The following is a 25,928-nucleotide window of genomic DNA, read 5'->3' on the forward strand; positions in this document are numbered from 1 at the left end:
GGCACTGAATGATACTGCTATCATTCTTTTTTACTTTTGAAAACTCTGTATAAATAACAATGTTATTCATACGAATTTTATTATCAGCTTTTCCAAATTTTTAAAGAGCATATTAATTAGTAAACTCAATGAGCAAACTAACTAACAATCATCTGTGTGGACACTACGAACAAATAAGTTCTAAATCGTATAAGGAGGTGATCCAGCCCCAGGTTCCCCTAGGGCTACCTTGTTACGACTTCACCCCAGTCATGAATCACTCCGTGGTAAACGTCCTCCCGAGGGTTAGACTATCTACTTCTGGAGCAACCCACTCCCATGGTGTGACGGGCGGTGTGTACAAGGCCCGGGAACGTATTCACCGCGTCATTCTGATACGCGATTACTAGCGATTCCGACTTCATGGAGTCGAGTTGCAGACTCCAATCCGGACTACGACGCACTTTAAGTGATTCGCTTACTCTCGCGAGTTCGCAGCACTCTGTATGCGCCATTGTAGCACGTGTGTAGCCCTACACGTAAGGGCCATGATGACTTGACGTCGTCCCCACCTTCCTCCGGTTTATCACCGGCAGTCTCCTTAGAGTTCTCAGCATTACCTGCTAGCAACTAAGGATAGGGGTTGCGCTCGTTGCGGGACTTAACCCAACATCTCACAACACGAGCTGACGACAGCCATGCAGCACCTGTATCAGAGTTCCCGAAGGCACCAAACCATCTCTGGTAAGTTCTCTGTATGTCAAGTGTAGGTAAGGTTCTTCGCGTTGCATCGAATTAAACCACATGCTCCACCGCTTGTGCGGGCCCCCGTCAATTCATTTGAGTTTTAACCTTGCGGCCGTACTCCCCAGGCGGTCTACTTAATGCGTTAGCTTTGAAAAACAGAACCGAGGCTCCGAGCTTCTAGTAGACATCGTTTACGGCGTGGACTACCAGGGTATCTAATCCTGTTTGCTCCCCACGCTTTCGTACATGAGCGTCAGTGTTGACCCAGGTGGCTGCCTTCGCCATCGGTATTCCTTCAGATCTCTACGCATTTCACCGCTACACCTGAAATTCTACCACCCTCTATCACACTCTAGTTTGCCAGTTCGAAATGCAGTTCCCAGGTTGAGCCCGGGGCTTTCACATCTCGCTTAACAAACCGCCTGCGTACGCTTTACGCCCAGTAATTCCGATTAACGCTCGCACCCTCCGTATTACCGCGGCTGCTGGCACGGAGTTAGCCGGTGCTTCTTCTGTCAGTAACGTCACAGCTAGCCGGTATTAACGACTAACCTTTCCTCCTGACTGAAAGTGCTTTACAACCCGAAGGCCTTCTTCACACACGCGGCATGGCTGCATCAGGCTTGCGCCCATTGTGCAATATTCCCCACTGCTGCCTCCCGTAGGAGTCTGGGCCGTGTCTCAGTCCCAGTGTGGCTGATCATCCTCTCAAACCAGCTAGGGATCGTCGCCTTGGTGAGCCATTACCTCACCAACTAGCTAATCCCACTTGGGCCAATCTAAAGGCGAGAGCCGAAGCCCCCTTTGGTCCGTAGACATTATGCGGTATTAGCAGTCGTTTCCAACTGTTGTCCCCCACCTCAAGGCATGTTCCCAAGCATTACTCACCCGTCCGCCGCTCGTCAGCAAAGTAGCAAGCTACTCTCTGTTACCGCTCGACTTGCATGTGTTAGGCCTGCCGCCAGCGTTCAATCTGAGCCATGATCAAACTCTTCAATTAAAAGTTTTTTGTCTTTCGACAGCTCAATGAATTCTGAATTTATTTAATATCTTTCGATATTGAATTGACTGTGCTGAATAACTACCTAAGTAATTATTCCGTTGGTCACTCAGTTTCAATTGAGACTCTAAATTTGTTTGCCTCACTACCTAAGTAGCTTGGCTGTTAGAACTCAATCTGTACGAGTGCCCACACAGATGATTGCTTTATATTGTTAAAGAACGTTGCGATTAAAGCGTTAAACTTTATCTCGCTAGGGCTGCGCATATTACGCCTTCCTATTTTTTTGTCAACACTTAATTTTTAGTTTCTTCTAAAAGATTTGAAAGCTAAGTTTCACTCGACTCACTTACCGTTTGTTCAGCGCTTTTCATTGCTGCCTGCCGGGTCAGTGGATGCGCATTATAGGGATATTCTGGAGAGGGTCAATGCTTTATTTCAGTTTTATTAAATTAATTTCAATTTAGTACAGTAACCATACAAACAAAGGGCTGCAGAGCTGTTTTTGATTAAAATTCATTCACACAAGGCATGATTGCAAGAGGGGGAGGAAGTAAAAGCGATTTATAGATAACTGCTAATCGCTTTTACATAACACTTTATTAATTACTGAGTTGCTATTTCCCATACGGCAATTGAGCCTGAGATTTCATTACCGACTATAAGCAGTGCTTCGTTTGTTGCACTTTGCGCTGCAGGAACAAATGTCATTCCTTCAGGAGCAAGGTCGCCACTTATATCTGCACTTGGTTCTAAACCACGATTATAGAAGTAGTCTTGAAATTTCACATCGTAAGGGTTGGTTATATCAAACACCATTATTGTGCCCATACGCTCTAAGCCAACAAAAGCAAACAACCTATCGCCAACCTTACCTAATGTTAGCGCTTCGGGTTCTGCCCCTTTATCATCTGAGCGTGTATCGCCTTTGTTTTCATCTTCGTTGTTATTAAACGCGTTACCATGAACAGAAGCGGTTACTCGTGCAATTTGATCGCCTGAGTCAAACACCACCAGCCCATTGCTATCCCAAATGGTAAATGAGCGTGCGCCATAGGCATAAAGAGATTCGTATTGGCCATCATTATTTTTATCACCTTTTACTGTTGTAACTTTTAAACGACCAATGTCGTTATCATCGTTATTTAAGTAATCGAAGTTAGCTGCGAGAGCTAGATCTTCTACGCGGCTTTCATCTATATATGCCAAACACCCATCTTTAGCGTCATAATCAAGGCCGCCCTTGGCTATACAATCAGCTTCATCGCTGGCATCAAAAAAGTATTCGCGTGCATCACCCTCATTGGCAGATACAATAAAGTTGGCTCCCTTCCAACTAAAACTTGCAATTGTATCTGGCTGATACATGCCATATAAACCAGGGTATGATTTAAAGTTAACACCGCCGTCTTTGTCTGAAGCGTCAAATTGTAAGTTTGACCAATCTTTAAAACCGAGCCCTTTTAGCTCAAGGGAATTATCTTCAAGATTGATGGTAGCTAGAGCGTTATTTTCTTGAATAGAGACATAGGCGTATTTATTATCCTTGGAAATACTCACATACTCTGGCTCTAAATCCATTGCTACAGTAGTACTTATTAGATTGCCATTTATAGTGCGCCCTGTTGGATTAGCAAATACCAAACCCTGTGCTTCAAGTTCTGCTTGCTGATTGTTATAAGAGGCAAAGCCAATACTGGTAGCAGTATCTTCTATTACACCATTTACAACATTGATGATACTAATTGACCCTTCTGGATCAATACTGTAGTCACCGCTTGGTTCACCTTCATTTGCAACAACTACTTTTGCACCATCGTGGCTAAATGTAACCATGTCGGGTAAAAAACCAGCCGTCACATTTTTAATAAACACAGGGCTATTGCCACTAATGTCGTAAAACGCTATTTGACCAGATTCCCCCACATTCTTTGCAGCCATTGCAACTGCAAGTAGCTCATTATTAGAATCAATTGCGATGCTATTTGCATCTCCAGGAGTATTTTCGTTTAGGGAAAGAGTAATTGCACTCGTTAAGTTTGTTGAGGTTACAATGCCTTCGTTGTCTTTAACCAGCGCTGTGGCATCAAAAGTGTCAGCTGGAATAATATTGACCACAGCTGCATCGCCTGAACTATTAATTGCGTATATCCACTTTTTTGATTTTTGATACGCCACAATTTCAGCTGCCCCTTCAGGGCTTTGTGCATTGAGTACCGCACGACCAACTAGATTTATATTAAGGCTTGAATTGGCATCTACGCCATCGTCCCCGTCTATGCCGTCCGTACCATTGATACCATCAACGCCATTGATTCCTGGAGTTCCTTGTGCACCAGCTTCACCTTGCACACCGTTAACCCCATCGTCACCATCAATAGAGCAGCCTGTGAGTACCGATAGGATTGATAGCGCAAGTATTGTTCTTCGTAACATTGTTATTTCCTTAGTATTGTAATTGATTAAATATCAACACATAGGAATGACAACAATATGGCACTTTTATTTAATTACATTTATGCAATAAAAAAGCGAGTTTTTAAACTCGCTTTTTAAATTGAATAAACTTAGTTATTTTTTAACAGGCCGTTTCCAACCATCTAAGTTTCGCTGTTTGCCACGTGCAACCGCTAATTGTTCATCAGCAACTGCGTTTGTAATGACCGAGCCAGCTCCAATTGTAGCTGTTGCGCCAATATTTACAGGGGCGACTAATGACGAATTTGACCCGATAAATGAGTTATCGCCAATGATAGTTTTTGATTTATTTACTCCATCGTAGTTACAGGTAATAGTACCTGCACCTATATTAACCTTTTCGCCAATTTCAGCATCGCCAAGATAAGTTAAGTGATTAGCTTTAGAGCCTTTTCCTAAACGCGATTTTTTCATTTCAACAAAGTTACCAATATGCGAATCTTCTTCCATAATAGCGCCAGGACGAAGACGGGCGTAAGGGCCTAGTGTACATTTAGCTGCGACAGACGCATCTTCAACTAATGTATTTGCTTTAATGATTACGTTATCGCCAATCGTACAATCTTTAAGGACACAATTAGGACCGATTTCAACGTTGTTACCCAGTGTTACTTTACCTTCAAAGATAACATTAACATCAATCAGCACATCTTCGCCGGTTGTCACTTCGCCGCGTACATCGATACGCGCAGGGTCTGCAAGTGTTGCACCGTTTAGCATTAACTCTTCTGCTTGCCATGCTTGATATGCACGTTCAAGACCAGCAAGTTGTACACGGTTATTTGCACCTTCAACTTCCATTGGGTGATCCGGTTGTGCTGAGCTGATCTCAACACCTTCAGCGTGTGCCATTGCTACGATGTCTGTTAGGTAGTATTCGCCCTGTGCGTTTTCGTTAGACAAGTTACCTAACCAGCTTTTTAATAGCTTGCCATTCACTGCCATAATGCCAGTGTTTACTTCAGTAATTAATAGTTGCTCTGGTGATGCGTCTTTTTGCTCAACAATTCCGACTAACTTGCCGTCTACACGCAACATACGGCCGTAGCCATTAGGGTTTACTAAATTAACAGTTAATACTGCTAAGCCATTCTTAGGCGTCGCTTCAAGCAAGCGCTCAAGTGTAGATTGTTTAGTAAGTGGTACGTCACCGTATAAAACTAGAACGGTATCTTCATCATTAATATGAGGGTTTGCCTGTGCGACAGCATGACCGGTACCAAGCTGGTCTGCTTGAAGCACCCAGTTTACGGCATTATCAGCCAATTGCTGTTGTAATAACTCGCCGCCGTGACCATAAACTAAATTAGTTGAAGTTGCACCTAATGCATTGGCGTTATCAATGACATGTTGCACCATGGGTTTACCCGCAACTTTGTGCAGTACTTTTGGTAGAGCCGAACGCATACGAGTACCTTTACCCGCAGCTAAAATAACCGTCGTAAGTGACATTAAAACAATATCCTTCTTTCTTTGTTTTAGTTAACTAACACAATCACACCTCTATTTATTTGGTGACGCATGCCACTTCATGTGCGCATGCTCGCAGCAAAAATAATCACATGCTGCGTACCTAAATTGAATGAGTGTCTGTTTATCTAGCGTTATTGTAACGAGGTTTGCTGAAGGATATAAGTATAAGAAGTGATCTAATGCACTCTTTGCATCAATAATTTATTTTAAGCACAAAAAAGCCCACTATAAAGTGGGCTTTTAATAAACCAGATAGGCTTACTTATTACGTAATTGCTGAATAACACGTAGCTGAGCAATTGCTTCAGCGAGTTGAACAGCTGCTTGGTTATAATCTAACTCAGCAGTGCCACCTTGTGCCATTTGTTGTTCAGCGTCACGTTTAGCTTGCTCTGCAGCTTGTTCGTCTAAGTCTTCACCTCGAACAGCTGTATCTGCAAGTACAGAAACAATGTTCGGTTGAACTTCTAGCGTGCCACCTGCAATGTAGATGAGCTCTTCTTCACCAAATTGCTTAACTAAACGTACCATACCAGGTTTAAGGGCAGTTAGTAGTGGAGCGTGACCGGCATTTACACCTAACTCACCTTCACTACCACTTACTTGAATAGATTCAACCAAACCAGAAAATAATTTCTCTTCAGCGCTTACTACGTCAAGATGTACAGTCATAGCTGCCATACTACCCTCCTAATTACATGCTTTTGGCTTTTTCTGCCGCTTCTTCGATAGAGCCAACCATGTAGAACGCTTGCTCTGGAAGGTCATCAAACTCACCGTTTAAGATGCCTTTAAAGCCAGCAATTGTGTCTTTAAGTGAAACGTATTTACCTGACGCACCTGTAAATACCTCTGCCACGAAGAATGGCTGAGATAGGAAGCGTTGGATTTTACGTGCACGAGATACAAGTTGCTTATCTTCGTCAGAAAGCTCGTCCATACCTAGGATTGCAATGATGTCTTTAAGTTCTTTATAACGCTGAAGAACTGTTTGAACGCCACGTGCTGTATCGTAGTGCTCTTGACCAATTACTTGTGGGTCAAGTTGACGTGAAGATGAATCAAGTGGGTCTACCGCAGGGTAGATACCAAGTGAAGCGATATCACGTGAAAGTACTACTGTTGCATCTAAGTGAGCAAAGGTAGTTGCTGGAGATGGATCCGTTAAATCATCCGCAGGTACGTATACCGCTTGGATTGAAGTAATTGAGCCAGTCTTAGTAGATGCGATACGCTCTTGAAGTACACCCATTTCTTCAGCAAGTGTAGGCTGGTAACCTACTGCTGATGGCATACGACCAAGAAGTGCTGATACTTCTGTACCTGCAAGTGTATAACGGTAGATGTTATCTACGAAGAAAAGTACGTCACGACCTTCGTCACGGAATTTCTCAGCCATAGTAAGACCCGTTAACGCTACGCGTAAACGGTTACCTGGAGGCTCGTTCATCTGACCGTATACAAGCGATACTTTATCAAGTACGTTTGAATCGTTCATCTCATGGTAGAAATCGTTACCCTCACGAGTACGCTCACCAACACCTGCGAATACTGAGTAGCCGCTGTGCTCGATTGCGATGTTACGGATAAGTTCCATCATGTTTACGGTTTTACCAACACCGGCACCACCGAATAAACCAACTTTACCACCTTTAGCGAACGGACATACAAGGTCGATTACCTTGATACCTGTTTCTAAAAGTTCAATTGAACTTGATTGCTCTTCGTAAGAAGGCGCTGCACGGTGAATAGACATACGGTCTTCTTCGCCGATTGGGCCTGCTTCATCGATTGGCTCACCAAGTACGTTCATGATACGACCTAAAGTTGCAGTACCAACTGGAACTTTAATCGCTTCACCTGTGTTTTCTACTGAAGCACCACGACGTAAACCGTCTGTAGTACCTAGTGCGATAGCACGTACCACACCGCCACCTAGCTGTTGTTGAACTTCTAGAGTCAAACCTACTAAATCGCCATCTGTTACTTTTAGTGCGTCATATACGGCTGGCACGTTGTTTTGCGAATATTCAATATCCACAACGGCACCGATAATTTGGACGACCTTACCTAAACTCATGTCTATTCCTCTCTTTAATCTTTGCCAGAAGCATTAAACTGCGGCTGAACCAGAAACAATCTCACTAATTTCTTGTGTGATTGCAGCTTGGCGCGCCTTGTTATAAATAAGCTGTAACTCATCCATAAGGTCGCCAGCGTTATCAGTTGCAGCTTTCATCGCAACCATACGGGCAGCCTGTTCAGAGGCAGCGTTCTCAACTACACCTTGGTATACTTGAGACTCAATAAAGCGTACTAACAGCGCTTCTAAAATCGCGTCTGGGTTTGGCTCGTATAAGTAGTCCCATGCATGTGCAGAAACTTCTTCTTCAGCTTTTGGCAAAGGGAGTAACTGATCTATCATTGGCTCTTGCTTCATGGTATTAACGAAGTTGTTATATACCAAGAATAAACGGTCAATTTTGCCTTCAGAGAATGCATCTAGCATTATTTTTACAGGACCAATTATGTCTTGTACTGAAGGTTTATCTCCTAAGCCCGCTTTTTTAGCGAGTAGTTGACCGCCAAAACGTTGGAAGAAACCAGCAGCTTTGCTGCCTAAAGTTGCAAACTCGGCGTCTACACCTTTTTCTTTCCACGCTTTAACGTCTTGTGCAACTTTCTTAAACTCGTTTGAGTTTAAGCCGCCACACAAACCACGGTCAGTAGAGATAACAATATAACCAACTCGTTTTACTTCACGCTCTTCTAAGAACGGGTGAGTAAAATCAAGATTTGCTTGAGCAACACGACCAATTACTTTACGTAATTTTTCAGCGTATGGACGGCTTGAAGCCACTCGTTCTTGCGCCTTTTTCATTTTAGACGCAGCAACCATTTCCATTGCACTGGTGATCTTTTGAGTATTTTTAATACTGCCGATCTTGCTTTTAATCTCTTTTCCGCTGGCCATGACTCTCTCTCCGAATCAAGGTGAGCTTTAGCAAGCTAAAGCGCACCATTAATAACTAAATTACCAAGTTTGCGTAGACTTGAACTTCTCTAGAAGTTCTTTAAGCTGCGCTTCGATCTCGGCGTTGTAGTTACCTGTTTCATTGATTTGAGCCATAAGCTCTGCGTATGTGCTGTTTGCATAAGAAAGTAAAGCTGCTTCGAAATCCATGATTTTAGGGATTTCAACATCTTTTAAATAACCTTTCTCTGCTGCAAATAACGACAAAGACATTTCAGCAACAGACATTGGTGCGTACTGTTTCTGCTTCATTAGCTCTGTTACACGCTCACCATGCTCAAGTTGAGCACGAGTTGCATCATCAAGGTCAGACGCGAACTGCGAGAACGCAGCCAATTCACGATACTGAGCTAGGGCTAGACGGATACCGCCACCTAGTTTCTTAACGATTTTAGTTTGTGCAGCACCACCAACACGCGATACCGAGATACCAGCATTTACTGCCGGACGGATACCTGAGTTGAATAAGTCAGTTTCTAAGAAGATCTGACCATCGGTGATAGAGATAACGTTAGTCGGTACGAACGCAGAAACGTCGCCGCCTTGAGTTTCAATGATTGGCAATGCCGTCAATGAACCTGTTTTACCTTTCACTTCACCATTAGTGAACTTCTCAACGTAATCAGCGTTTACACGCGATGCACGCTCTAGAAGACGCGAGTGAAGATAGAATACGTCACCTGGGTATGCTTCACGACCTGGTGGACGCTTAAGTAGCAATGAGATTTGACGGTAAGCAACAGCTTGCTTAGATAAATCATCATATACGATTAGCGCGTCTTCACCACGGTCACGGAAGTATTCACCCATAGTACAGCCCGAGAACGGAGCTAAGTACTGAAGTGCCGCAGACTCAGAAGCAGATGCAACAACAACGATTGTGTTTTCTAATGCACCGTGCTCTTCTAATTTACGTACTACGTTAGCAATAGTAGAGGCTTTTTGACCAACCGCAACGTACACACACTTAACGCCTGTACCTTTTTGGTTGATGATTGCATCGATTGCTAGTGCAGTTTTACCTGTTTGGCGGTCACCGATCACAAGCTCACGCTGACCACGACCAACTGGAATCATCGCATCAATAGATTTGTAACCAGTTTGAACTGGCTCATCAACAGATTGACGTTCGATTACACCTGGTGCAATTTTTTCTACAGGTTCAAAACCGTCGTTATCTAAAGCGCCTTTACCATCGATAGGTGCACCAAGTGTGTTTACAACACGACCAAGTAGACCACGACCAACAGGAACTTCTAAGATACGGCCAGTTGTATAAACTTTTACGCCTTCTGTAAGGTCAGCGTAAGGACCCATTACTACTGCACCAATTGAGTCACGCTCAAGGTTTAGTGCGATAGCATAACGGTTGCCAGGAAGCTCAATCATCTCACCTTGCATACAGTCAGCTAGACCGTGGATGCGAATGATACCGTCAGTAACAGATACAATTGTACCTTCGTTACGAGCTTCACTTACAACTTCGAACTGCTCAATACGTTGTTTGATCAGATCTGAAATTTCAGTGGAATTAAGTTGCATGCTCTTTTTCCCAATTACGATTGTAGTGTTGTGGCTAAGCGGTTTAATTTACCGCGTACTGAGCCGTCGATTACAGTATCACCAGACTTGATAATTAGTCCGCCAACAACTGTAGCGTCTTCACTACAATTCAGCTTAACTTTGCGTGCGAAACGTTTTTCAAGTGCCGCTACCAATGATTCTTGCTGCTGAGCAGCTAGAGGGGTTGCCGAAATCACGTCTACTTCGATTTCTTTATCGTATTCTGCTTTAAATTCAGCAAATAACTCTGCAACCGCAGGTAGGGCAATCAAACGTCCATTTTCAGCCATCACCTTCACTAGGTTCTGACCTTGTTCGTTGAGCTGCTCAGCACAAATCTGATTAAATAACTCAGCTTGTGCAGTTGCAGTAGGCAATCCAGCTAAAATGCTTGATGCTTGTTCATTGCTGGCAACTTCACCAGCAAAAAACAACATCTCATTCCAGCTTTCCATAGTGCCTTTTTCAACGGCAAGTTCAAAAGCCGCTTTAGCGTATGGGCGAGCGATAGTAGTCAATTCAGACATGCTCATACCCTCCTAATTACAGCTCAGCGACAAGTTTTTCAACGATGTCACTATGTGCGGCTTGATTGATTTCGCGCTCTAAAATGCGTTCAGCACCAACCACTGCAAGAGTAGCTACTTGTTTACGTAGCTCTTCTGTTACACGGTTACGTTCTGCTTCGATTTCAGATTGCCCTTGAGCAATAATTTTTTCACGCTCTTGCTGACCACGAACTGTTTCTTCGTCAACAATTAGCACGGCACGCTTTTTAGCTTGTTCAATGATATCAGCCGCTTGAGCTTTTGCATCTTTAAGCTGATCAGCAGCTTTCTTTTGCGCAAGTTCTAAGTCTTTCTCGGCTCTATCAGAGGCAGCTAAACCATCTTCGATTTTCTTTTGGCGAGCTTCAATTGCACCGTTTAATGGTGGCCATACGAATTTCATACAGAAAAGTACGAACACCGTAAACGCAATTAATTCACCGATAAGAGTGGCGTTTAAGTTCACAACCGCTCCTCCTTAAATAGTAAGCTGTTCAAAAAATAAAATTAAAGTACGAACAACAATACCATCGCGATACCAACACCAATCATTGCTACAGCATCGATTAGACCAGCTAGGATGAACATCTTAACTTGTAGTGAAGGAGCAAGTTCAGGTTGACGCGCACATGCTTCTAGGAATTTACCACCCATGTTACCAAAACCAATCGCTGTACCAATTGCACCAAAACCAATTAGTAGTGCAACTGCGATGTATTTTAAGCCGTTTAAAAGTTCTAAAGCTTCCATTTATTTCTCCAAAGTTTCAATTGTATATTAAAGTTAAAGTAAAATTGTAAATCTAGTAATTAGTGATTAGTGATTATCAGAGCTTGCCATGCTTAGGTAAACGATTGTAAGCATCATGAATACGAACGCTTGTAATACGATTACTAAGATATGGAATACTGCCCAGATAAAGTGCAACGGAAGTTGCATTAAACCAACTGCGCCGATTAAGATGAAAATCAACTCACCAGCATATAAATTACCGAACAAACGCAGTGCTAGCGAGAAAGGCTTAGCAACAAGAGCAATAAGTTCAAGTAACAAATTAAATGGGATCAAAAGAATTTGAACCAACGTGTTGTTTGAGCTGAACGGGTGAAGCGTTAACTCTTTAATGAAACCACCGATACCCTTGATTTTAATTGAGTAACCGATCATCAATAAGAAAACACCTAGCGCTAGCGCTGCTGTTAAGTTGATGTCAGTAGTAGGTACGATTTTCATGTATACGTCATGTGAGTCCATACCAAATGCAGTTTCGCCAACAAAGCCAGCAAATGCAGGTAGGAAATCAACAGGTATTAAGTCCATTAAGTTCATTAAGAATATCCACACGAATATTGTTAATGCTAATGGTGCGATAAGCTTGCTCTTACCGTGGAAGGTGTCACGAACGTTGTCGCCAACGAACTCAACAATCATTTCAATGAAACATTGAAATTTACCCGGTACACCCAGTGTTGATTTTTTAGCGGCACTACGGAAGATCCATAAAAATATAAGACCTAAACCGATAGACCATGCGAGGGTATCTATATGCCATGTCCAGAAACCACTATCCGCACATGCTTTATTGAAGGCAAGACCGGCATCGGTCGAGCACATCTTAGCATTGGTTAAGTGGTGCTGAATATGGCTAGATAGAGTAACTTCTTCTGCAGCCATGTTATATCCCAAAAGTTAATGTTTAAAAAAAACGGGTGCAAACAATCCTGTTATTAGCGTAAGTACATAAATACTAAAAAAAGGTAACATTATTACCGTAAAATGCTTTAGTACTAGCGCAAACAATATGATTGTCAGCAAAAATTTTAGTCCATTACCACGCTTTAGCGAGGTATATGCTTGATTTACCTTACTAGCACCCATATACCTGAATGCATAGATGGCAAATACACAGTGGGGAAGTACTGCTACAGCGCCTCCAGCTAATGCTGATAGGCCGGCATCTACTCCCCAACCGATGAAAACAATTGTGGCAGCAACCAATGCTACACTACCTTGCAAACAGATTAATTTAAATGCAGCCAACTGATAAGGCGCTGCTAACTTATTAGTCACGTTTCGTTAACCTTATTGGCATTCTATTTGTCAGGGTATGAAAACTGGCGAAATTATACTGAATCCTGCCAGTTTTGCAACTTGAGTCGGTGTATTGTGGTGCAAAATAGCGACAATTGTCTCATTTTGGACATGATATTAATTAATGCTCGGAATAGTCTTGGTTTATACGGTGTAAAATTCCATCTAACTCATCTAAATTAGTGTAGGAAATAACCAATTTACCTTTGCCTTTTTTGTTGTAGTTGATTTCTACTTTGGCGCCCAAGTTGTCTGCTAATTGCTGTTCTAACTGTTTGACATCTGGATCTTTTTCTAAAGGCTCTTTTTTAGGTGCGGGCTCTAAAATTGAACGAACTAACTTCTCTGTTTCACGAACAGTCAACGCTTTTGCAACGGCCAAGCGCGCAGCATCAGATTGCGACTCACCTTCTAGCGCTAACAAACAACGAGCATGACCCATTTCAATGTCACCATGCTCTAACAATATTTTAACATCATCGTTTAAGTTATTTAAGCGCAGTAAATTAGTTACCGTGGTGCGAGATTTACCGACAGCTTCAGCCACTTGTTGATGTGTTAATTCAAATTCATTCAGTAAACGGCTTAATGCAATGGCTTCTTCCATTGCATTTAAATCTTCACGTTGAATATTTTCAATCAGCGCAATAGCAACAGCCGCTTCATCAGGCACATCCTTAATAATACAAGGAACAACATCAAGCTTCGCTATCTGTGCTGCACGCCAGCGACGTTCACCAGCAATAATTTCATAACTATTTTCTGCAATAGGGCGCACTACGATTGGTTGAATGATGCCTTGTGAACGAATAGAGCTTGCTAATTCTTCAAGTGCTTCTTCCGACATGTCTTTACGCGGTTGGTATTTACCTGAATGTAAGAACTCAATCGCTAATTTCTGTAAATCAGACTTTGGACCATCAACTGATTGTTCTATTACAGGTGATACCTCAGCCGAATCTTGATTTACCGGCGTTGGTGCTGGTTTTGATGAACTTAGTAAAGCATCGAGTCCTCGGCCTAAACCGCGTTTTTTAGCAGACATGTTATTTTTTTACCTCAAAGTTAGGCGACGATAGGAGATTTTTTTTCTTTTCTGCGAAGCATTTCACCGGCAAGGGCTAAATAGGCTTTAGCGCCACTTGATGCCCGGTCATAGTACATAGCGGGTGCGCCAAAACTCGGCGCTTCAGCTAAACGCACATTACGTGGAATAACGGTGCGGTATACTTTATCACCAAAATGTTGTTTTAACTGTTCTGATACATCATTTGCTAATCGATTACGTGGATCGTACATCGTACGCAAGATACCTTCTATTTGCAGTTTTGGATTAACCATTTTAGCAAGTTGGGTAATGGTATCCATCAAAGCAGTTAATCCTTCAAGCGCATAATACTCACATTGCATTGGCACTAAAATGGAATCTGCAGCAGCCATTGCGTTTACAGTTAACATATTTAGAGAAGGAGGGCAGTCGATAAAAATAAATTCGTATTGATCTGATATTTTTTCTAAAGCATTCCGTAAGCGTACTTCGCGAGCAAATAGCTCCATCAGCTTTACTTCTGCTGCGGTAACATCGCCATTGGCAGCAATTAAATGATATTCACCAGAGGTCTCTTTGCATACGACTTCATCGATTGGCTTTTCTTCGATTAATAAATCATAGATGGTTGCAACATCGCTGTATTTATCAACACCGCTTCCCATGGTGGCATTACCTTGCGGATCGAGATCGATTAATAGCACTTTGCGTTTTGTTGCAGCCATAGAAGCTGCTAAATTTACAGCTGTGGTGGTTTTACCCACGCCGCCTTTTTGATTTGCTATTGCAATGACTTTTGCCACAGTGCTCTGATCCCTAGTCTTTAGAAAGAATAATTAAATGTCTTTGTGCATCTAACTCTGGAACTTCCAATGCTATTTTTTGCTCAAATTTAATGCCTGCTGGTAATGATTCTAGTTCGTCACTAGGAAACACACCTTTCAATGCAATAAATTTACCTGAATGATCAATTAAGTGTGAACACCAGTCAACCATATCTTGTAATGAAGCAAATGCACGACTTAATACACCATCTAATTTAACACTTGGCTGGTATTGTTCAACTCTAGACTGTACAGGGGTGACATTTTTAAGCCCAAGCTCATGTTTAACTTGCATTAAAAATCTTACTCGCTTGCCTAAGCTATCCAGTAAAACAAACTGAGTATCGGGTAGCGCTATCGCTAAAACAATACCCGGTAAACCAGGACCCGTCCCAACATCTATATAATGATGACCGGGTAGGTGAGGAGCAACAACTAAACTATCCATGATGTGTTTAATCATCATTTCCTCTGGCATGCGCACAGATGTTAGATTATATGCTTTGTTCCATTTGTTAAGTAACTCAACATATTGAACGAGTTGTTGCTGTTGTTTTTCAGTTAGCGCAATATCAGTTTGCGCTAACAAAGAGGTCAATTGTTGCTGTAACACGGTATTCCTTAATCACTACGCGATTTTGCGTAATAAGCCTTGCTTCTTTAGATACACTAATAATAGCGAAATCGCCGCAGGGGTGATACCAGAAATACGCGATGCTTGGCCGATAGTGTCAGGGCGGGCTTCTGTTAACTTAGCAACAACTTCATTTGATAACCCCGAAACAGTCGAATAATCATAATCTTTTGGCAATACGGTTTCTTCGTGACGTAATTGTTTATTGATCTCATCTTGCTGGCGTGCAATGTAGCCTGCATATTTAGTATGGATCTCAACTTGTTCAAGCGCCGGTGCATTTTCAAATTCAGATCCTAGGCCATCAATTGCCATAAGATCGTTGTAACGAATCTCAGGACGACGTAGAAGATCTTCTAAACTCGCTTCACGGACTAAAGGTGTTTTCAATAAGTTATTTACTTGATCAATTACAGCATGATCCTTATGGATCCATGTTTCTTTAATACGCTGTGACTCTTTTGCGATCACATCCATTTTTTCGTTAAATGATTGCCAACGCTCATCATTAACCAAACCTAGTTCGCGGCCTTTGGCTGTTAGACGGATATCTGCATTATCTTCACGAAGCAATAAACGGTATTCAGCACGGCTAGTAAACATACGGTATGGTTCTTTAGTACCGAGTGTTGTTAGGTCATCAATAAGTACACCTACATAAGCTTCATCACGACGTGGGGTCCATGGCTCTTTACCTTGAACTTGAAGCGCAGCATTCATACCAGCAATTAAACCTTGTGCACCCGCTTCTTCATACCCTGTAGTGCCATTAATTTGGCCAGCAAAGAATAATCCATTAATAAACTTAGTTTCTAATGATTTCTTTAAATCGCGAGGATCAAAAAAGTCATATTCAATTGCGTAACCTGGGCGACATATATGCGCATTTTCAAAACCGGCAATTGATTGTACGATTTCTAATTGAACATCAAATGGTAAGCTTGTAGAAATACCATTAGGGTAAAGCTCATAAGAGGTTAATCCTTCTGGCTCCACAAATATTTGGTGTTTATCTTTATCTGCAAAACGAACGATCTTATCTTCAATTGATGGACAATAGCGTGGGCCAATGCCTTCAATCACACCAGAATACATAGGTGAGCGATGAAGGTTATTGCGGATCACATCATGAGTTTTTTCATTGGTGTACGTGATATAACACGGAATTTGTTGTGGATGATCACTTTGTTTACCTAAAAATGAAAATACCGGGGTAGGTGCATCACCTGGCTGCTCTTGCATTTTAGTAAAATCAACAGTGCGTGCATCAATACGTGGTGGCGTACCTGTTTTTAAGCGATCAACACGAAATGGCAATTCACGTAAACGATCAGCTAAAGCGATTGAAGGTGGATCACCTGCTCTTCCGCCTTTAAAATTCTCAAGGCCGATATGAATTTGTCCACCAAGGAAAGTACCAACGGTCAATACCACTGATGGTGCGCTAAAACGTAACCCCATTTGGGTAACTACACCTTTAACCTGGTTATTTTCTACAATGAGATCATCACACGATTGCTGAAAGATCTTTAAATTATCTTGGTTTTGCAAGATGTCTTGAATAGCAGCCTTATATAAAGCGCGATCAGCTTGTGCACGAGTTGCACGAACAGCAGGGCCTTTAGAAGAGTTTAGTGTTCGAAATTGGATCCCGCCTTTATCAATAGCTTGAGCCATTGCACCGCCGAGTGCATCAATTTCTTTAACTAAATGGCCCTTGCCAATACCACCAATGGCAGGGTTGCATGACATTTGGCCTAAGGTATCCATGTTGTGAGTCAGTAAAAGCGTATTCATTCCCATACGCGCAGCAGCCAATGCAGCTTCAGTGCCTGCATGCCCACCACCAACAACGATAACATCAAAATTTTCGTGAAAAATCATTTCAGGATCCTACTTAAATCAACCAGCAAACTGCCAAGGGGAGCGTATTCTACCTATAAATTGACAGAAGATAAATGATTAAACTGTGCTCAAGATCTAAGTAAGTGGTCTCTAATAATATAAAGGATCTTTTAAAGAGATCTTTTATTTCTATTACTACTACTGATCAGGTTTTCTGTTGATAAGGTCTAGTTTGTATATAAAAACATAGAGTTAGATCCGATCTAAAGGTGTATATATGATCGGATCAACACGCATATAAGCTCTGATCAAAAGAGCTGTTTATACACAGGGGGTAATCGAATGGATCTTATCCCATGGATAACAACCCTTAGAAACGCAGTTAGATCATAGGTTATCCACAAACCGATCTAAATTCTCAATATATTGTGCATAACTTTAGCTGGTGGATTTACATTAGATCACTGTGTTTTTAGGTTATTTATTTCGATCCACTCTGGCAGCCAGGCTAAAGCAGTGTCTTCTGGTAGTTCTTCATCAAGTATGTTCAGTTCGAGTCGCTGGGCCGTACAGTGCGCACCTTTGCTCAAAAGTAGTGCCTCTAAATTGCGTCCAGCAAGGTTATAAGTGTCATAGCTGGTGTCTCCTAAGCCAATAACACTAAACTTTAATCCTTGTAAATCATCTGCTTGAATAATACTCTCGATAAAAGGAAGCAAGTTTTCTGGGTAGTCACCTGCACCATATGTTGATGTACATATAAGCCAGATAGTGTTGTCTTGGTTGATATCATTAAAGCTTGGCTGATCATGCACTTCAGTTGGGATCCCTAATGAAATTAGCTGTTCTGCTAATTGTTCACCAACATACTCAGCAGATCCCATTTGACTACCAATTATAATATTTACCAAAGACATAAATTTGCTGATCACTTACTAACTTAATTTGCAGCTATGATAGCTAACTTTATTGCTCAGTAAAGGGAATACTTTCACTTTGTATAACTTTTTATGAGTAAAAACTATCCATTTATTTTGTTTCTATTTTAATTCATTGAAAAATATAAATAAAATAAAATATTCCTAAATGTAATCATCTGATAAAGCTGTGTGTAATTAGTGTGGAACTATTGGATTTTTATTAACTGAACAGGACTATTATTTACTAAGTCATTGATCTTTTTTAGATAACAAAGTGTTTATTTTTATTCGTATACCTATAAGTAAAATGTGGATAGATCGGCTGTGAATAACGATCGTTTGAGGTTATAAAAAAAGTACTCTTCATTAATTATTTTTTCATTTACGCGAGATTAGCGGTTTATTTTTTAAAAAACGTTAAATAAAGACAAAAAGAGAGAGAAACCTTACTTAATTTTTATAAAAAATATGGCTTTTAACTTGAAGATCGTCCGTTTGTGGATAAGTTTTTTGTTTTATTAAGTGATCATTAGCACTGTTTAACGTCTTTTTAATTTTAGGATCGATCAGCACTGCTTATTTTCAAGAGCTAAGTGCTTTTTTAAATTGCTTAATTTAAGCGTAAAAATATCAAATCAAACGATTAAATAGTGTTTTTAGCTAGGTCGCGTTAATGAAAATTAGACTTTCAACTACGCGTGTCAGGTAATCATCAAAATACAGTAGATGCTGATAATGTGTACTTATTTAAAGCTTAGAATGAGTCAGAGTGGGCGTTATCCACCAGCAATTTGGCTTAGTTTTTGATTTTTTAAATGGTTTTATGCAGAGGGTTTATAACTAAAGAGGTCGTAATTGTGAGTGAAAAGAGTGCTTTCACACTCTTTTAATATGAGAGTAAAGTTATTTACCGATACAAAACGAGCTAAATATTTTGCCAAGTAGGTCATCAGAGGTAAATTCGCCGGTAATTTCATTGAGGAAGTGCTGCGTTAAACGCAGCTCTTCTGCCAGTATTTCACCAGCTATATGCATCTCTAATTGGTCCTTACCTGTATGCAAATGATGGGCTGCGTTTTCTAATGCATCTAAATGACGACGACGTGCCATAAAGCCACCTTCCGTTGCGCCATCAAACCCGATACAAGCTTTTAAGTGAGTACGAACTAACTCTATACCTTCAGCATTTTTAGCACTGAGACTTATCACTGGGTATTGCTGGTTTTCACTCATACCGACTTCATCACCCGATAAATCCGCTTTATTTCGGATCACCGTTACTCCCATACCTTGTGGAAGCTTGGCCATAAACTCCGGCCAAATAGCATGTGGGTCGGTGTCTTTTGTATCAGTACCATCAAGCATAAATAACACGCGATCAGCTTGGTTTATTTCATCCCATGCGCGCTCTATACCTATTTGTTCTACTCGATCAGGGCTTTCACGTAGGCCTGCGGTATCTATAATATGCAGTGGCATGCCATCAATATGGATATGTTCGCGTAGTACATCACGGGTGGTGCCTGCAATCTCTGTTACGATGGCGGCTTCTCTACCTGCTAAGGCATTAAGTAAGCTAGATTTACCCGCATTAGGGCGCCCAGCAATAACAACACGCATACCTTCACGCATAATACTGCCTTGCTTAGCTTGATTGGTCACGTTGTTGAGTTGATCAATAATGGCATTTAGATCACCAGAGACTTTTCCGTCTGATAGAAAATCGATTTCTTCATCAGGAAAATCAATTGCTGCTTCAACATACATACGCAAGTGAATGACTTTTTCGACTAGAGTATCAATATGCTTTGAAAACTCACCCTGAAGCGATTGTAATGCGCTTTTTGCTGCTTGTTCACTAGTGGCATTAATTAAATCAGCAATGGCCTCTGCTTGGGTTAAATCCATTTTATCGTTCATAAAAGCGCGTTCTGAAAACTCACCTGGCTTGGCAAGTCGCACGCCGTCGATTTGGCTTATTTCCTTTAATAGCATATCCAGGACTACTGGGCCGCCGTGACCTTGTAACTCAAGTACATCTTCGCCAGTAAATGAATTAGGACCCGCGAAGTAAATTGCAATACCTTGGTCAAGTTGCTTACCTGCAAGGCTTTTAAAAGGTACATAGTCGGCATAGCGAACTTTAGGGCAACGGCCAATAATTTGCTCTGCAACGCTTTTTGCTAAGCTGCCAGAGACGCGAATAATACCAACCCCACCACGTCCTGGTGCGGTTGCTTGTGCTGCAATTGTGTCTTGATTAATCATGCGATGAAATAATGCCAATGAAAGAATGAATGCTAGCTCTATTGTAACCTATGGCTTAATTTCATGCGAATAGCTGTTTAACCAATGAAGTGCTAGAAGTCTGATGTAAATATTACTTTATTTAGTTTTAATTAATAATAAGCGCTTATTGCAAATGATAACTATATTCATTAACATGTTGCGCATTCTAAATCTTATCGTTTTTTATTATGCGTCTTTCTACTGTTTTTATTGCACTTGCAGCTGGTTTTTCGGGCATTAGCCATGCTCAAACTGAAGTTACTATTTCTGATCAAAATGATTCTAAAGAACTCGAAAAAATAGAAGTTGTTGGCCGTGCGTTTTCTTTATATCGCCCAACAGAATCAAGTTTTGCTACTCGTACTAATACACCCTTAGAGAAAATTCCTCAATCAATTCAAATTTTGCCGCAGGAGCTGATCAGTGATCAGGCTGCTCGCCAAATTACCGACCTTTACAGCAATATTGCTGGCGTTAATGCTTTTAGTTATTCGGGCGTAACATTCCGTGGCTTTCGCCAAGATGAGATTTTATACGATAGTGTGAAGGGCGACCCTTTTAACGGTTTTGCTGTACCGCAATTATTTAATATTGAACAAGTTGCGGTTTTAAAAGGGCCTGCTGGTGCTATATACGGTAGTGGTAATCCGGGTGGTATTATTAACTATGTAACTAAGAAGCCTAAATTCACACGTGAGCACAGTATTGAGGTTGAAGTAGGTAATGATGACTTTTTCAGTGGTGCATTAGAAAGCACGGGAACATTGAGTGAATCACTTGATAATCATGCTTACCGTATTGGTATCTATCGTGATACTGAAAAGCCGTTTCGCGCTAATACTAGCAGCGATAATACTATTGTAGACCTTGGTTATACTTGGCTTATAAACAGTGCAACCGAATTGACCACTCAGTATACCTATATAGAACAAGAGTTGGGTGGAGCACGTTTACGTGGTGTAGCAGCTGATGATAATGGACACTTTCTGACAGATATTAGTTGGAACCATAACGAAGCCACTGACTTTCAAAATGTAGAAGCGCATGTCTATCAAGCGACTCTAAAACATGAATTTAATGATGTTTGGCGTACAGATGTCACAGCACGTTATTTTGATAACAAAGAAGTGCAAAATTACCATGAACCAAGAGGCCTTGTAGATACTGATGACGACGGTATTGTTGATTGGAGCCATCGCGAGTTTCGTGATCAAGTACGTGAGAACGAAGGCTTTAGTTTAACAGCTAATGCGATCGCAGAATTTGTAATTGCAGACATGCAACATCAAGTGCTGTTTGGTAGTGACTGGTATGAGCATTACTTTGAAAGTGTGTACCGCACAGCAAAGCAAAAGAGTAAAGGAGGCCCTGTACCTGGCCTTGATCTTAACGACCCTGAATATGGTTTAACCTCTGCTGATGATTATGAGCTTGAAAATATTACACCAAGGCTTGGGAAAACGAATAGCACGCGTTTTGGTGCGTACTTGCAAGATCAGCTAGATATCACCGCTAATTGGAGTGTGACTGCTGGTTTAAGGTATGACCGCTTTGAAGATAAAGACTTGTTAAATCAAACCGAGTTTTCTGATAGCGATTTAACTTACCGTATTGGTACCAGCTATAACATTAACAATATGTTCTTTCCTTATGCACTCCATGGTACTGGCTTTGTGCCGCAAAGTGCGAGTAATCAAGAAACAGCAAAGGGCGGTCCGTTCTCGCCAGAGACTAGCCGTATTAATGAGTTAGGTTTAAGAACTAAACTATTAGATGATACGCTTGCTGTTAATATGGCTGTGTACGATATTGTCCGCGAAGACATCCTGCAGCCTAGCTTATTAGGTGATGTTGCAGGTGACGGCGTTGATGATTTAGTTGCCGTTGGTGAAGTACAAAGTAAGGGCTTTGAACTCGAGGTGGTTGGTGACATTACTGATCGCTGGGTAGTTACTGCAAGCTACGCTTATAATGATACCCGTATTACTGAGGCCAACGATAGCATTCGTAACCAAATTCCTGATAGCGATAAATTTGCTAACGCGCCGCAAAATACCCTAGGTATATGGACACGCTATGAGTTACCTAGCTTATTGTCATCTATTTCTGCTGGCTTAGATTATGTTGATGAACAGCTTAGTTTAGGTGGTCAACGTGTTAAACCTTACACTGTTTACAATATGGCGTGGCAAACAACCGTTGATAACTGGCAATGGCAGCTATCAGTTAAGAACTTGTTTGATAAAGAGTACGCTAGCAGTGGCTTTATCGAGCGAACAGGGCACTTTCCTGGTGAACCGCGTCGAATATATTTAAGTGCTAGATACAGCTTTTAATGGTGGCGAGTGAACGCTAAAAGTTGGTTTAACTTACATTCCTGGGCAGGACTTTTTGTTGGAGTCCTGCTTTTTGTTACCTGCGTATCGGGCACACTCGCTACGTTAAGCCATGAACTCGAGTACTTAACAGACGCTAAGTATCGTGCTTTATCTTCTTCTGCTTCGACTAACTACCAAGCTATCGAAAACACCCTTAATAAGCATTACCCGCAAGCTCAATTACTTTATATTCAACGTCATAAGCAAAATTACCTTGCCACTGAAGCGGCCCTTAAAGTCGGTAATTCATTTCGTTTTGTTTATTTAGATGCAGCAACAGGTAGCTTACTTGGTGAAGGTGAGTGGGCGCGGATATCGCGGTTTTTACGTAATTGGCATATGAATTTGTCGATGGGCTGGACGGGTAAATTAATCGTCACCAGTTTAAGTCTTTTACTTGTTATTTTATTGGTCTCCAGTTTTTACGTGTATCGGCACTGGTGGCAAGGTTTTATGAAAAGGCCTGCTATGCTCTGCCTTGGTAAGCGCAGTAGTTGGTCTGATTGGCATAAGCTGTTAGGGCTTTGGAGTTTATGGTTTATAGCTGTGATGGCCATCACTGGGGTTTGGTATCTTGTAGAGCACGGGCTGCAAACCGCGAAAGTCCCCCACACTGTTTCTGCTCCACAAGCTTTGAGTGACTTTAAAAAACAAACCCCTCGCAAAGGTGTATCACCAATTAGTTTAACAACAGCTTATAAAGCCGCTCAACACGCGTTTCCTAGCCTGGATATTCGGTATATACGTTATCCTAATAAAGTGAATCAGCCTATTGAAGTGCGTGGCTATAACGATGATATTTTACTTCGCCTTCGTGCTAACCGTGTCTTTTTAAAACCAAGCTCGGGTGAGGTACTTGGTCTACAAAAAGGGGAAGAATTAAAGCTGCTTCCGCGAATTAAAGACACTGCTGATCCACTGCATTTTGGTAACTTTGCAGGAATTGGTACCAAACTTATTTGGGGGCTTTTTGGAGCATTAATGAGCCTTGTAAGTGCTGCTGGCATCTATATGAGCTGGCTTAGGGTTAAGCGTAAAACAACGGTTGTGAGATGGCTTGGTTTATCAGGGGGTATTGTAATCGGTTTGGTGGTAGCTTCGCTGTTAACAACGAGTTTGAGCTTTACTGAGCGTAGTGTGCCTAACGTGGTTTACTCACCTACTTTTGGTTATTATACCAATCCGCAATAATTCTTAATCATTTTGCGGGGCTAAACGTGTCGCTACCTGAGTTAAAAAATTCTCATTTAGAACAACTAAATAGCGAATTTTTTGCCTTGCTATCAACACGTTTTTCTACCCTCAAAATAGCTCACTTAATTAAGCGAATTGGTATTAATTTTCAAGCATTAAAAAAGGCGCTGATTAGCGCCTTTTTTGTTAGGTGAAGAGTTTAACCTCTTACCTTAATACCTTGTTTTTCCATACCGCGGTAAATATAGAGCATTTGCGCGATTGAAATAAGGTTCGATACTAACCAGTAAAGTACCAAGCCTGATGGGAACCATAAGAAGAACACAGAGAAGATAACTGGCATGTAAGTCATCATCTTTTGTTGCATCGGATCAGTCACTGTCATCGGCTGTAGTTTTTGCGTAATGAACATACTTGCACCAAATAATATTGGCAGGATGAAGTACGGGTCTTTTGCTGATAAGTCAGTTAACCATAGGAAAAACTCAGCATGACGTAACTCTGTTGATTCTAGGAATACATAGAACAAAGCTAAGAAAATCGGCATTTGTAGCAAAATAGGGAAACAACCACCCATAGGGTTTACTTTCTCTTTGCGATACATTTCCATGGTTGCTTGACCGAATTTTTGGCGGTCATCACCATACTTTTCTTTAAGTGCAGCCATTTTAGGCTGAAGGGCACGCATCTTCGCCATTGAGGTGTATTGTGCTTTAGTTAGCGGGTACATTAATGATTTAACAATAATAGTAATGGCAATAATCGCCAGACCCCAGTTACCTAAACCACCGATATTGATATCAAACAATCCAAAGAATGAACCTTCACCTGAGTATAAAAACTTAAGTAGTTCAAATAATGGTTGTGAGATAAAAAATAACCAACCGTAATCAACCGTTAAGTCAAGGTCAGGGTGAATTGCTTCTAACTTGTCAGACTCTTTCGGGCCCATGTAGTAAGTAGCACCAATAGAAGTTTGTTGGTTCGCTTGAATATTTACCGGCTCACCTTTAGTACCTATGATTGCAGCATTACCTTTAGCAATTAAGCTATATAAAGTATTTTGCTGCTCTTGCACTGGTATCCAAGCACTTACAAAGTAATGCTGAATAAAGGCAACATAACCACCTTGGGTATTAATACTAAGGTTTTTATCAGCCATGTCTGAAAAACTGTACTTTTCATACTTCTCTTCGCTAGAGCCATAAGCAGCACCAAGATAATTCTGGTCAACTAAGCTGCCTTTTTCTTGCACTGTACGTTTAATTTGCGTGTAAAGCTGTACTTGAATTGGCTCAGCAGTGGTGTTGTTTACAGTGTACTCAAGAGCAACGTCGTATTGGCCTTTTTTGAATACATAGGTTTTAGTAAACGTAACACCTTTGCTATCAGTAAACGTTAAAGGAACACGCAGTTCATCACCATTCATTGTATAGCTTTTTTGCTGTGTACTATAAACAGGGCGGCCATTTGCTGATGCATCAGGACCATTTAAACCAATTAAACCACTTTGTGAGAAGTATTGATTGCCATCAAACTCACCCAAAAGCATAAAGGGTGTTTCTTCACCTTTTACTTCTTCGTATTGCAGTAGGTCTGATTCAACAATATCACCACCGCGGGTATCTATTTTTACAGTGAATACGTCAGTTGTGATATCGATTACTGAACGTTTTGCACTGGTTGCTGCAGTTGGTAAATCACCGTCTGTTGACGAAGGTACATAATCATCAGAATCAGGTGAGTTAGATTGTAGTGTTTGTGTGTTGGCACTAGGATCGGCTTTTGGTGCGTTGTAATCGTTATTCCATTCTTGGAACAATAAAAACGATACAAGCATCAAACCGATGAATAAAAACGTGCGTTGCGATTCCATAACAGCT

20 protein-coding genes and 1 rRNA gene are annotated in these 25,928 nt (G+C 41.3%); 2 read left to right on the forward strand and 19 right to left on the reverse strand.

Annotation, left to right across the window (positions count from 1 at the left end; genetic code table 11):
* Positions 1 to 190: 190 nt before the first annotated feature.
* The 18 genes from C7Y70_RS19015 to mnmE all read right to left on the reverse strand — a co-directional run bounded on the left by C7Y70_RS19015 (position 191) and on the right by mnmE (position 20,452).
* Positions 191 to 1,726, reverse strand: a 16S ribosomal RNA gene (locus C7Y70_RS19015).
* A 606-nt stretch (positions 1,727 to 2,332) separates the two neighbouring features.
* Positions 2,333 to 4,162, reverse strand: a complete 1,830-nt coding sequence (locus tag C7Y70_RS19020) for a choice-of-anchor I family protein (protein ID WP_135476509.1) — start codon at positions 4,160 to 4,162, stop codon at positions 2,333 to 2,335.
* A gap of 135 nt (positions 4,163 to 4,297) precedes the next feature.
* A complete protein-coding gene (gene glmU, locus C7Y70_RS19025; protein WP_099297112.1) occupies positions 4,298 to 5,656 on the reverse strand; it encodes a bifunctional UDP-N-acetylglucosamine diphosphorylase/glucosamine-1-phosphate N-acetyltransferase GlmU in 1,359 nt (452 codons plus the stop codon).
* A 279-nt stretch (positions 5,657 to 5,935) separates the two neighbouring features.
* Positions 5,936 to 6,358 (reverse strand): F0F1 ATP synthase subunit epsilon, encoded by a 423-nt coding sequence (locus C7Y70_RS19030; RefSeq protein WP_099297114.1) that lies wholly within the window; start codon positions 6,356 to 6,358, stop codon positions 5,936 to 5,938.
* A 13-nt stretch (positions 6,359 to 6,371) separates the two neighbouring features.
* Positions 6,372 to 7,757: a F0F1 ATP synthase subunit beta gene (gene atpD / locus C7Y70_RS19035; protein WP_135476510.1), complete on the reverse strand. Its 1,386-nt coding sequence runs from the start codon at positions 7,755 to 7,757 to the stop codon at positions 6,372 to 6,374.
* A 33-nt stretch (positions 7,758 to 7,790) separates the two neighbouring features.
* The gene (gene atpG, locus C7Y70_RS19040; RefSeq protein WP_099297118.1) at positions 7,791 to 8,651 is read right to left on the reverse strand and encodes a F0F1 ATP synthase subunit gamma; all 861 of its coding nucleotides are present in this window, start codon (positions 8,649 to 8,651) and stop codon (positions 7,791 to 7,793) included.
* Positions 8,652 to 8,711: 60 nt separating this feature from the next.
* Positions 8,712 to 10,253: a F0F1 ATP synthase subunit alpha gene (gene atpA, locus C7Y70_RS19045; protein WP_099297120.1), complete on the reverse strand. Its 1,542-nt coding sequence runs from the start codon at positions 10,251 to 10,253 to the stop codon at positions 8,712 to 8,714.
* Positions 10,254 to 10,267: 14 nt separating this feature from the next.
* Positions 10,268 to 10,801, reverse strand: coding sequence for a F0F1 ATP synthase subunit delta (gene atpH, locus C7Y70_RS19050; RefSeq protein WP_099297122.1), 534 nt, complete (start codon positions 10,799 to 10,801; stop codon positions 10,268 to 10,270).
* Positions 10,802 to 10,817: 16 nt separating this feature from the next.
* On the reverse strand, positions 10,818 to 11,288 hold the full coding sequence (atpF, locus tag C7Y70_RS19055; protein WP_058561983.1) for a F0F1 ATP synthase subunit B: 471 nt from the start codon (positions 11,286 to 11,288) through the stop codon (positions 10,818 to 10,820).
* Positions 11,289 to 11,329: 41 nt separating this feature from the next.
* On the reverse strand, positions 11,330 to 11,572 hold the full coding sequence (atpE, locus tag C7Y70_RS19060; RefSeq protein WP_008112128.1) for a F0F1 ATP synthase subunit C: 243 nt from the start codon (positions 11,570 to 11,572) through the stop codon (positions 11,330 to 11,332).
* A 66-nt stretch (positions 11,573 to 11,638) separates the two neighbouring features.
* The gene (gene atpB, locus C7Y70_RS19065; protein WP_058561984.1) at positions 11,639 to 12,496 is read right to left on the reverse strand and encodes a F0F1 ATP synthase subunit A; all 858 of its coding nucleotides are present in this window, start codon (positions 12,494 to 12,496) and stop codon (positions 11,639 to 11,641) included.
* Between the two features lie 15 nt (positions 12,497 to 12,511).
* Positions 12,512 to 12,892: an ATP synthase subunit I gene (locus tag C7Y70_RS19070; protein WP_099297128.1), complete on the reverse strand. Its 381-nt coding sequence runs from the start codon at positions 12,890 to 12,892 to the stop codon at positions 12,512 to 12,514.
* Between the two features lie 142 nt (positions 12,893 to 13,034).
* On the reverse strand, positions 13,035 to 13,958 hold the full coding sequence (locus C7Y70_RS19075; RefSeq protein ID WP_135476512.1) for a ParB/RepB/Spo0J family partition protein: 924 nt from the start codon (positions 13,956 to 13,958) through the stop codon (positions 13,035 to 13,037).
* 20 nt (positions 13,959 to 13,978) lie between these two features.
* Positions 13,979 to 14,764, reverse strand: a complete 786-nt coding sequence (locus C7Y70_RS19080; RefSeq protein ID WP_099297132.1) for a ParA family protein — start codon at positions 14,762 to 14,764, stop codon at positions 13,979 to 13,981.
* Positions 14,765 to 14,777: 13 nt separating this feature from the next.
* Complete coding sequence (gene rsmG, locus C7Y70_RS19085; RefSeq protein ID WP_058561988.1) at positions 14,778 to 15,398, reverse strand: 16S rRNA (guanine(527)-N(7))-methyltransferase RsmG; 621 nt, start codon at positions 15,396 to 15,398, stop codon at positions 14,778 to 14,780.
* 15 nt (positions 15,399 to 15,413) lie between these two features.
* On the reverse strand, positions 15,414 to 17,303 hold the full coding sequence (gene mnmG / locus C7Y70_RS19090; RefSeq protein WP_135476514.1) for a tRNA uridine-5-carboxymethylaminomethyl(34) synthesis enzyme MnmG: 1,890 nt from the start codon (positions 17,301 to 17,303) through the stop codon (positions 15,414 to 15,416).
* A gap of 422 nt (positions 17,304 to 17,725) precedes the next feature.
* A complete protein-coding gene (locus C7Y70_RS19095; protein WP_135476561.1) occupies positions 17,726 to 18,181 on the reverse strand; it encodes a flavodoxin domain-containing protein in 456 nt (151 codons plus the stop codon).
* Between the two features lie 906 nt (positions 18,182 to 19,087).
* Positions 19,088 to 20,452 (reverse strand): tRNA uridine-5-carboxymethylaminomethyl(34) synthesis GTPase MnmE, encoded by a 1,365-nt coding sequence (gene mnmE, locus C7Y70_RS19100; RefSeq protein WP_135476516.1) that lies wholly within the window; start codon positions 20,450 to 20,452, stop codon positions 19,088 to 19,090.
* Between the two features lie 209 nt (positions 20,453 to 20,661).
* Here mnmE and C7Y70_RS19105 point away from each other — a divergent pair, with 209 nt between their 5' ends.
* The gene (locus C7Y70_RS19105) at positions 20,662 to 22,809 is read left to right on the forward strand and encodes a TonB-dependent siderophore receptor (protein WP_135476518.1); all 2,148 of its coding nucleotides are present in this window, start codon (positions 20,662 to 20,664) and stop codon (positions 22,807 to 22,809) included.
* Positions 22,810 to 22,818: 9 nt separating this feature from the next.
* Positions 22,819 to 24,042, forward strand: coding sequence for a PepSY-associated TM helix domain-containing protein (locus tag C7Y70_RS19110; RefSeq protein ID WP_135476519.1), 1,224 nt, complete (start codon positions 22,819 to 22,821; stop codon positions 24,040 to 24,042).
* Between the two features lie 202 nt (positions 24,043 to 24,244).
* Here the strand turns inward: C7Y70_RS19110 and yidC are convergent, their stop codons facing one another.
* The gene (yidC, locus tag C7Y70_RS19120; protein ID WP_135476521.1) at positions 24,245 to 25,921 is read right to left on the reverse strand and encodes a membrane protein insertase YidC; all 1,677 of its coding nucleotides are present in this window, start codon (positions 25,919 to 25,921) and stop codon (positions 24,245 to 24,247) included.
* Positions 25,922 to 25,928 lie beyond the last annotated feature (7 nt).

This window comes from Pseudoalteromonas sp. KS88, from assembly GCF_004766475.1.
Classification (GTDB): Bacteria; Pseudomonadota; Gammaproteobacteria; order Enterobacterales; family Alteromonadaceae; genus Pseudoalteromonas.

Coding starts and splice junctions, on each gene's coding strand:
- atpD (WP_135476510.1), bottom strand. CDS start 7,757: ATGAGTTTAGGTAAGGTCGTCCAAATTATCGGTGCCGTTGTGGATATT.
- atpH (WP_099297122.1), bottom strand. CDS start 10,801: ATGTCTGAATTGACTACTATCGCTCGCCCATACGCTAAAGCGGCTTTT.
- C7Y70_RS19075 (WP_135476512.1), bottom strand. CDS start 13,958: ATGTCTGCTAAAAAACGCGGTTTAGGCCGAGGACTCGATGCTTTACTA.
- atpG (WP_099297118.1), bottom strand. CDS start 8,651: ATGGCCAGCGGAAAAGAGATTAAAAGCAAGATCGGCAGTATTAAAAAT.
- C7Y70_RS19030 (WP_099297114.1), bottom strand. CDS start 6,358: ATGGCAGCTATGACTGTACATCTTGACGTAGTAAGCGCTGAAGAGAAA.
- C7Y70_RS19095 (WP_135476561.1), bottom strand. CDS start 18,181: ATGTCTTTGGTAAATATTATAATTGGTAGTCAAATGGGATCTGCTGAG.
- atpE (WP_008112128.1), bottom strand. CDS start 11,572: ATGGAAGCTTTAGAACTTTTAAACGGCTTAAAATACATCGCAGTTGCA.
- glmU (WP_099297112.1), bottom strand. CDS start 5,656: ATGTCACTTACGACGGTTATTTTAGCTGCGGGTAAAGGTACTCGTATG.
- mnmE (WP_135476516.1), bottom strand. CDS start 20,452: ATGATTAATCAAGACACAATTGCAGCACAAGCAACCGCACCAGGACGT.
- atpB (WP_058561984.1), bottom strand. CDS start 12,496: ATGGCTGCAGAAGAAGTTACTCTATCTAGCCATATTCAGCACCACTTA.
- atpA (WP_099297120.1), bottom strand. CDS start 10,253: ATGCAACTTAATTCCACTGAAATTTCAGATCTGATCAAACAACGTATT.
- C7Y70_RS19020 (WP_135476509.1), bottom strand. CDS start 4,162: ATGTTACGAAGAACAATACTTGCGCTATCAATCCTATCGGTACTCACA.
- C7Y70_RS19105 (WP_135476518.1), top strand. CDS start 20,662: ATGCGTCTTTCTACTGTTTTTATTGCACTTGCAGCTGGTTTTTCGGGC.
- yidC (WP_135476521.1), bottom strand. CDS start 25,921: ATGGAATCGCAACGCACGTTTTTATTCATCGGTTTGATGCTTGTATCG.
- mnmG (WP_135476514.1), bottom strand. CDS start 17,303: ATGATTTTTCACGAAAATTTTGATGTTATCGTTGTTGGTGGTGGGCAT.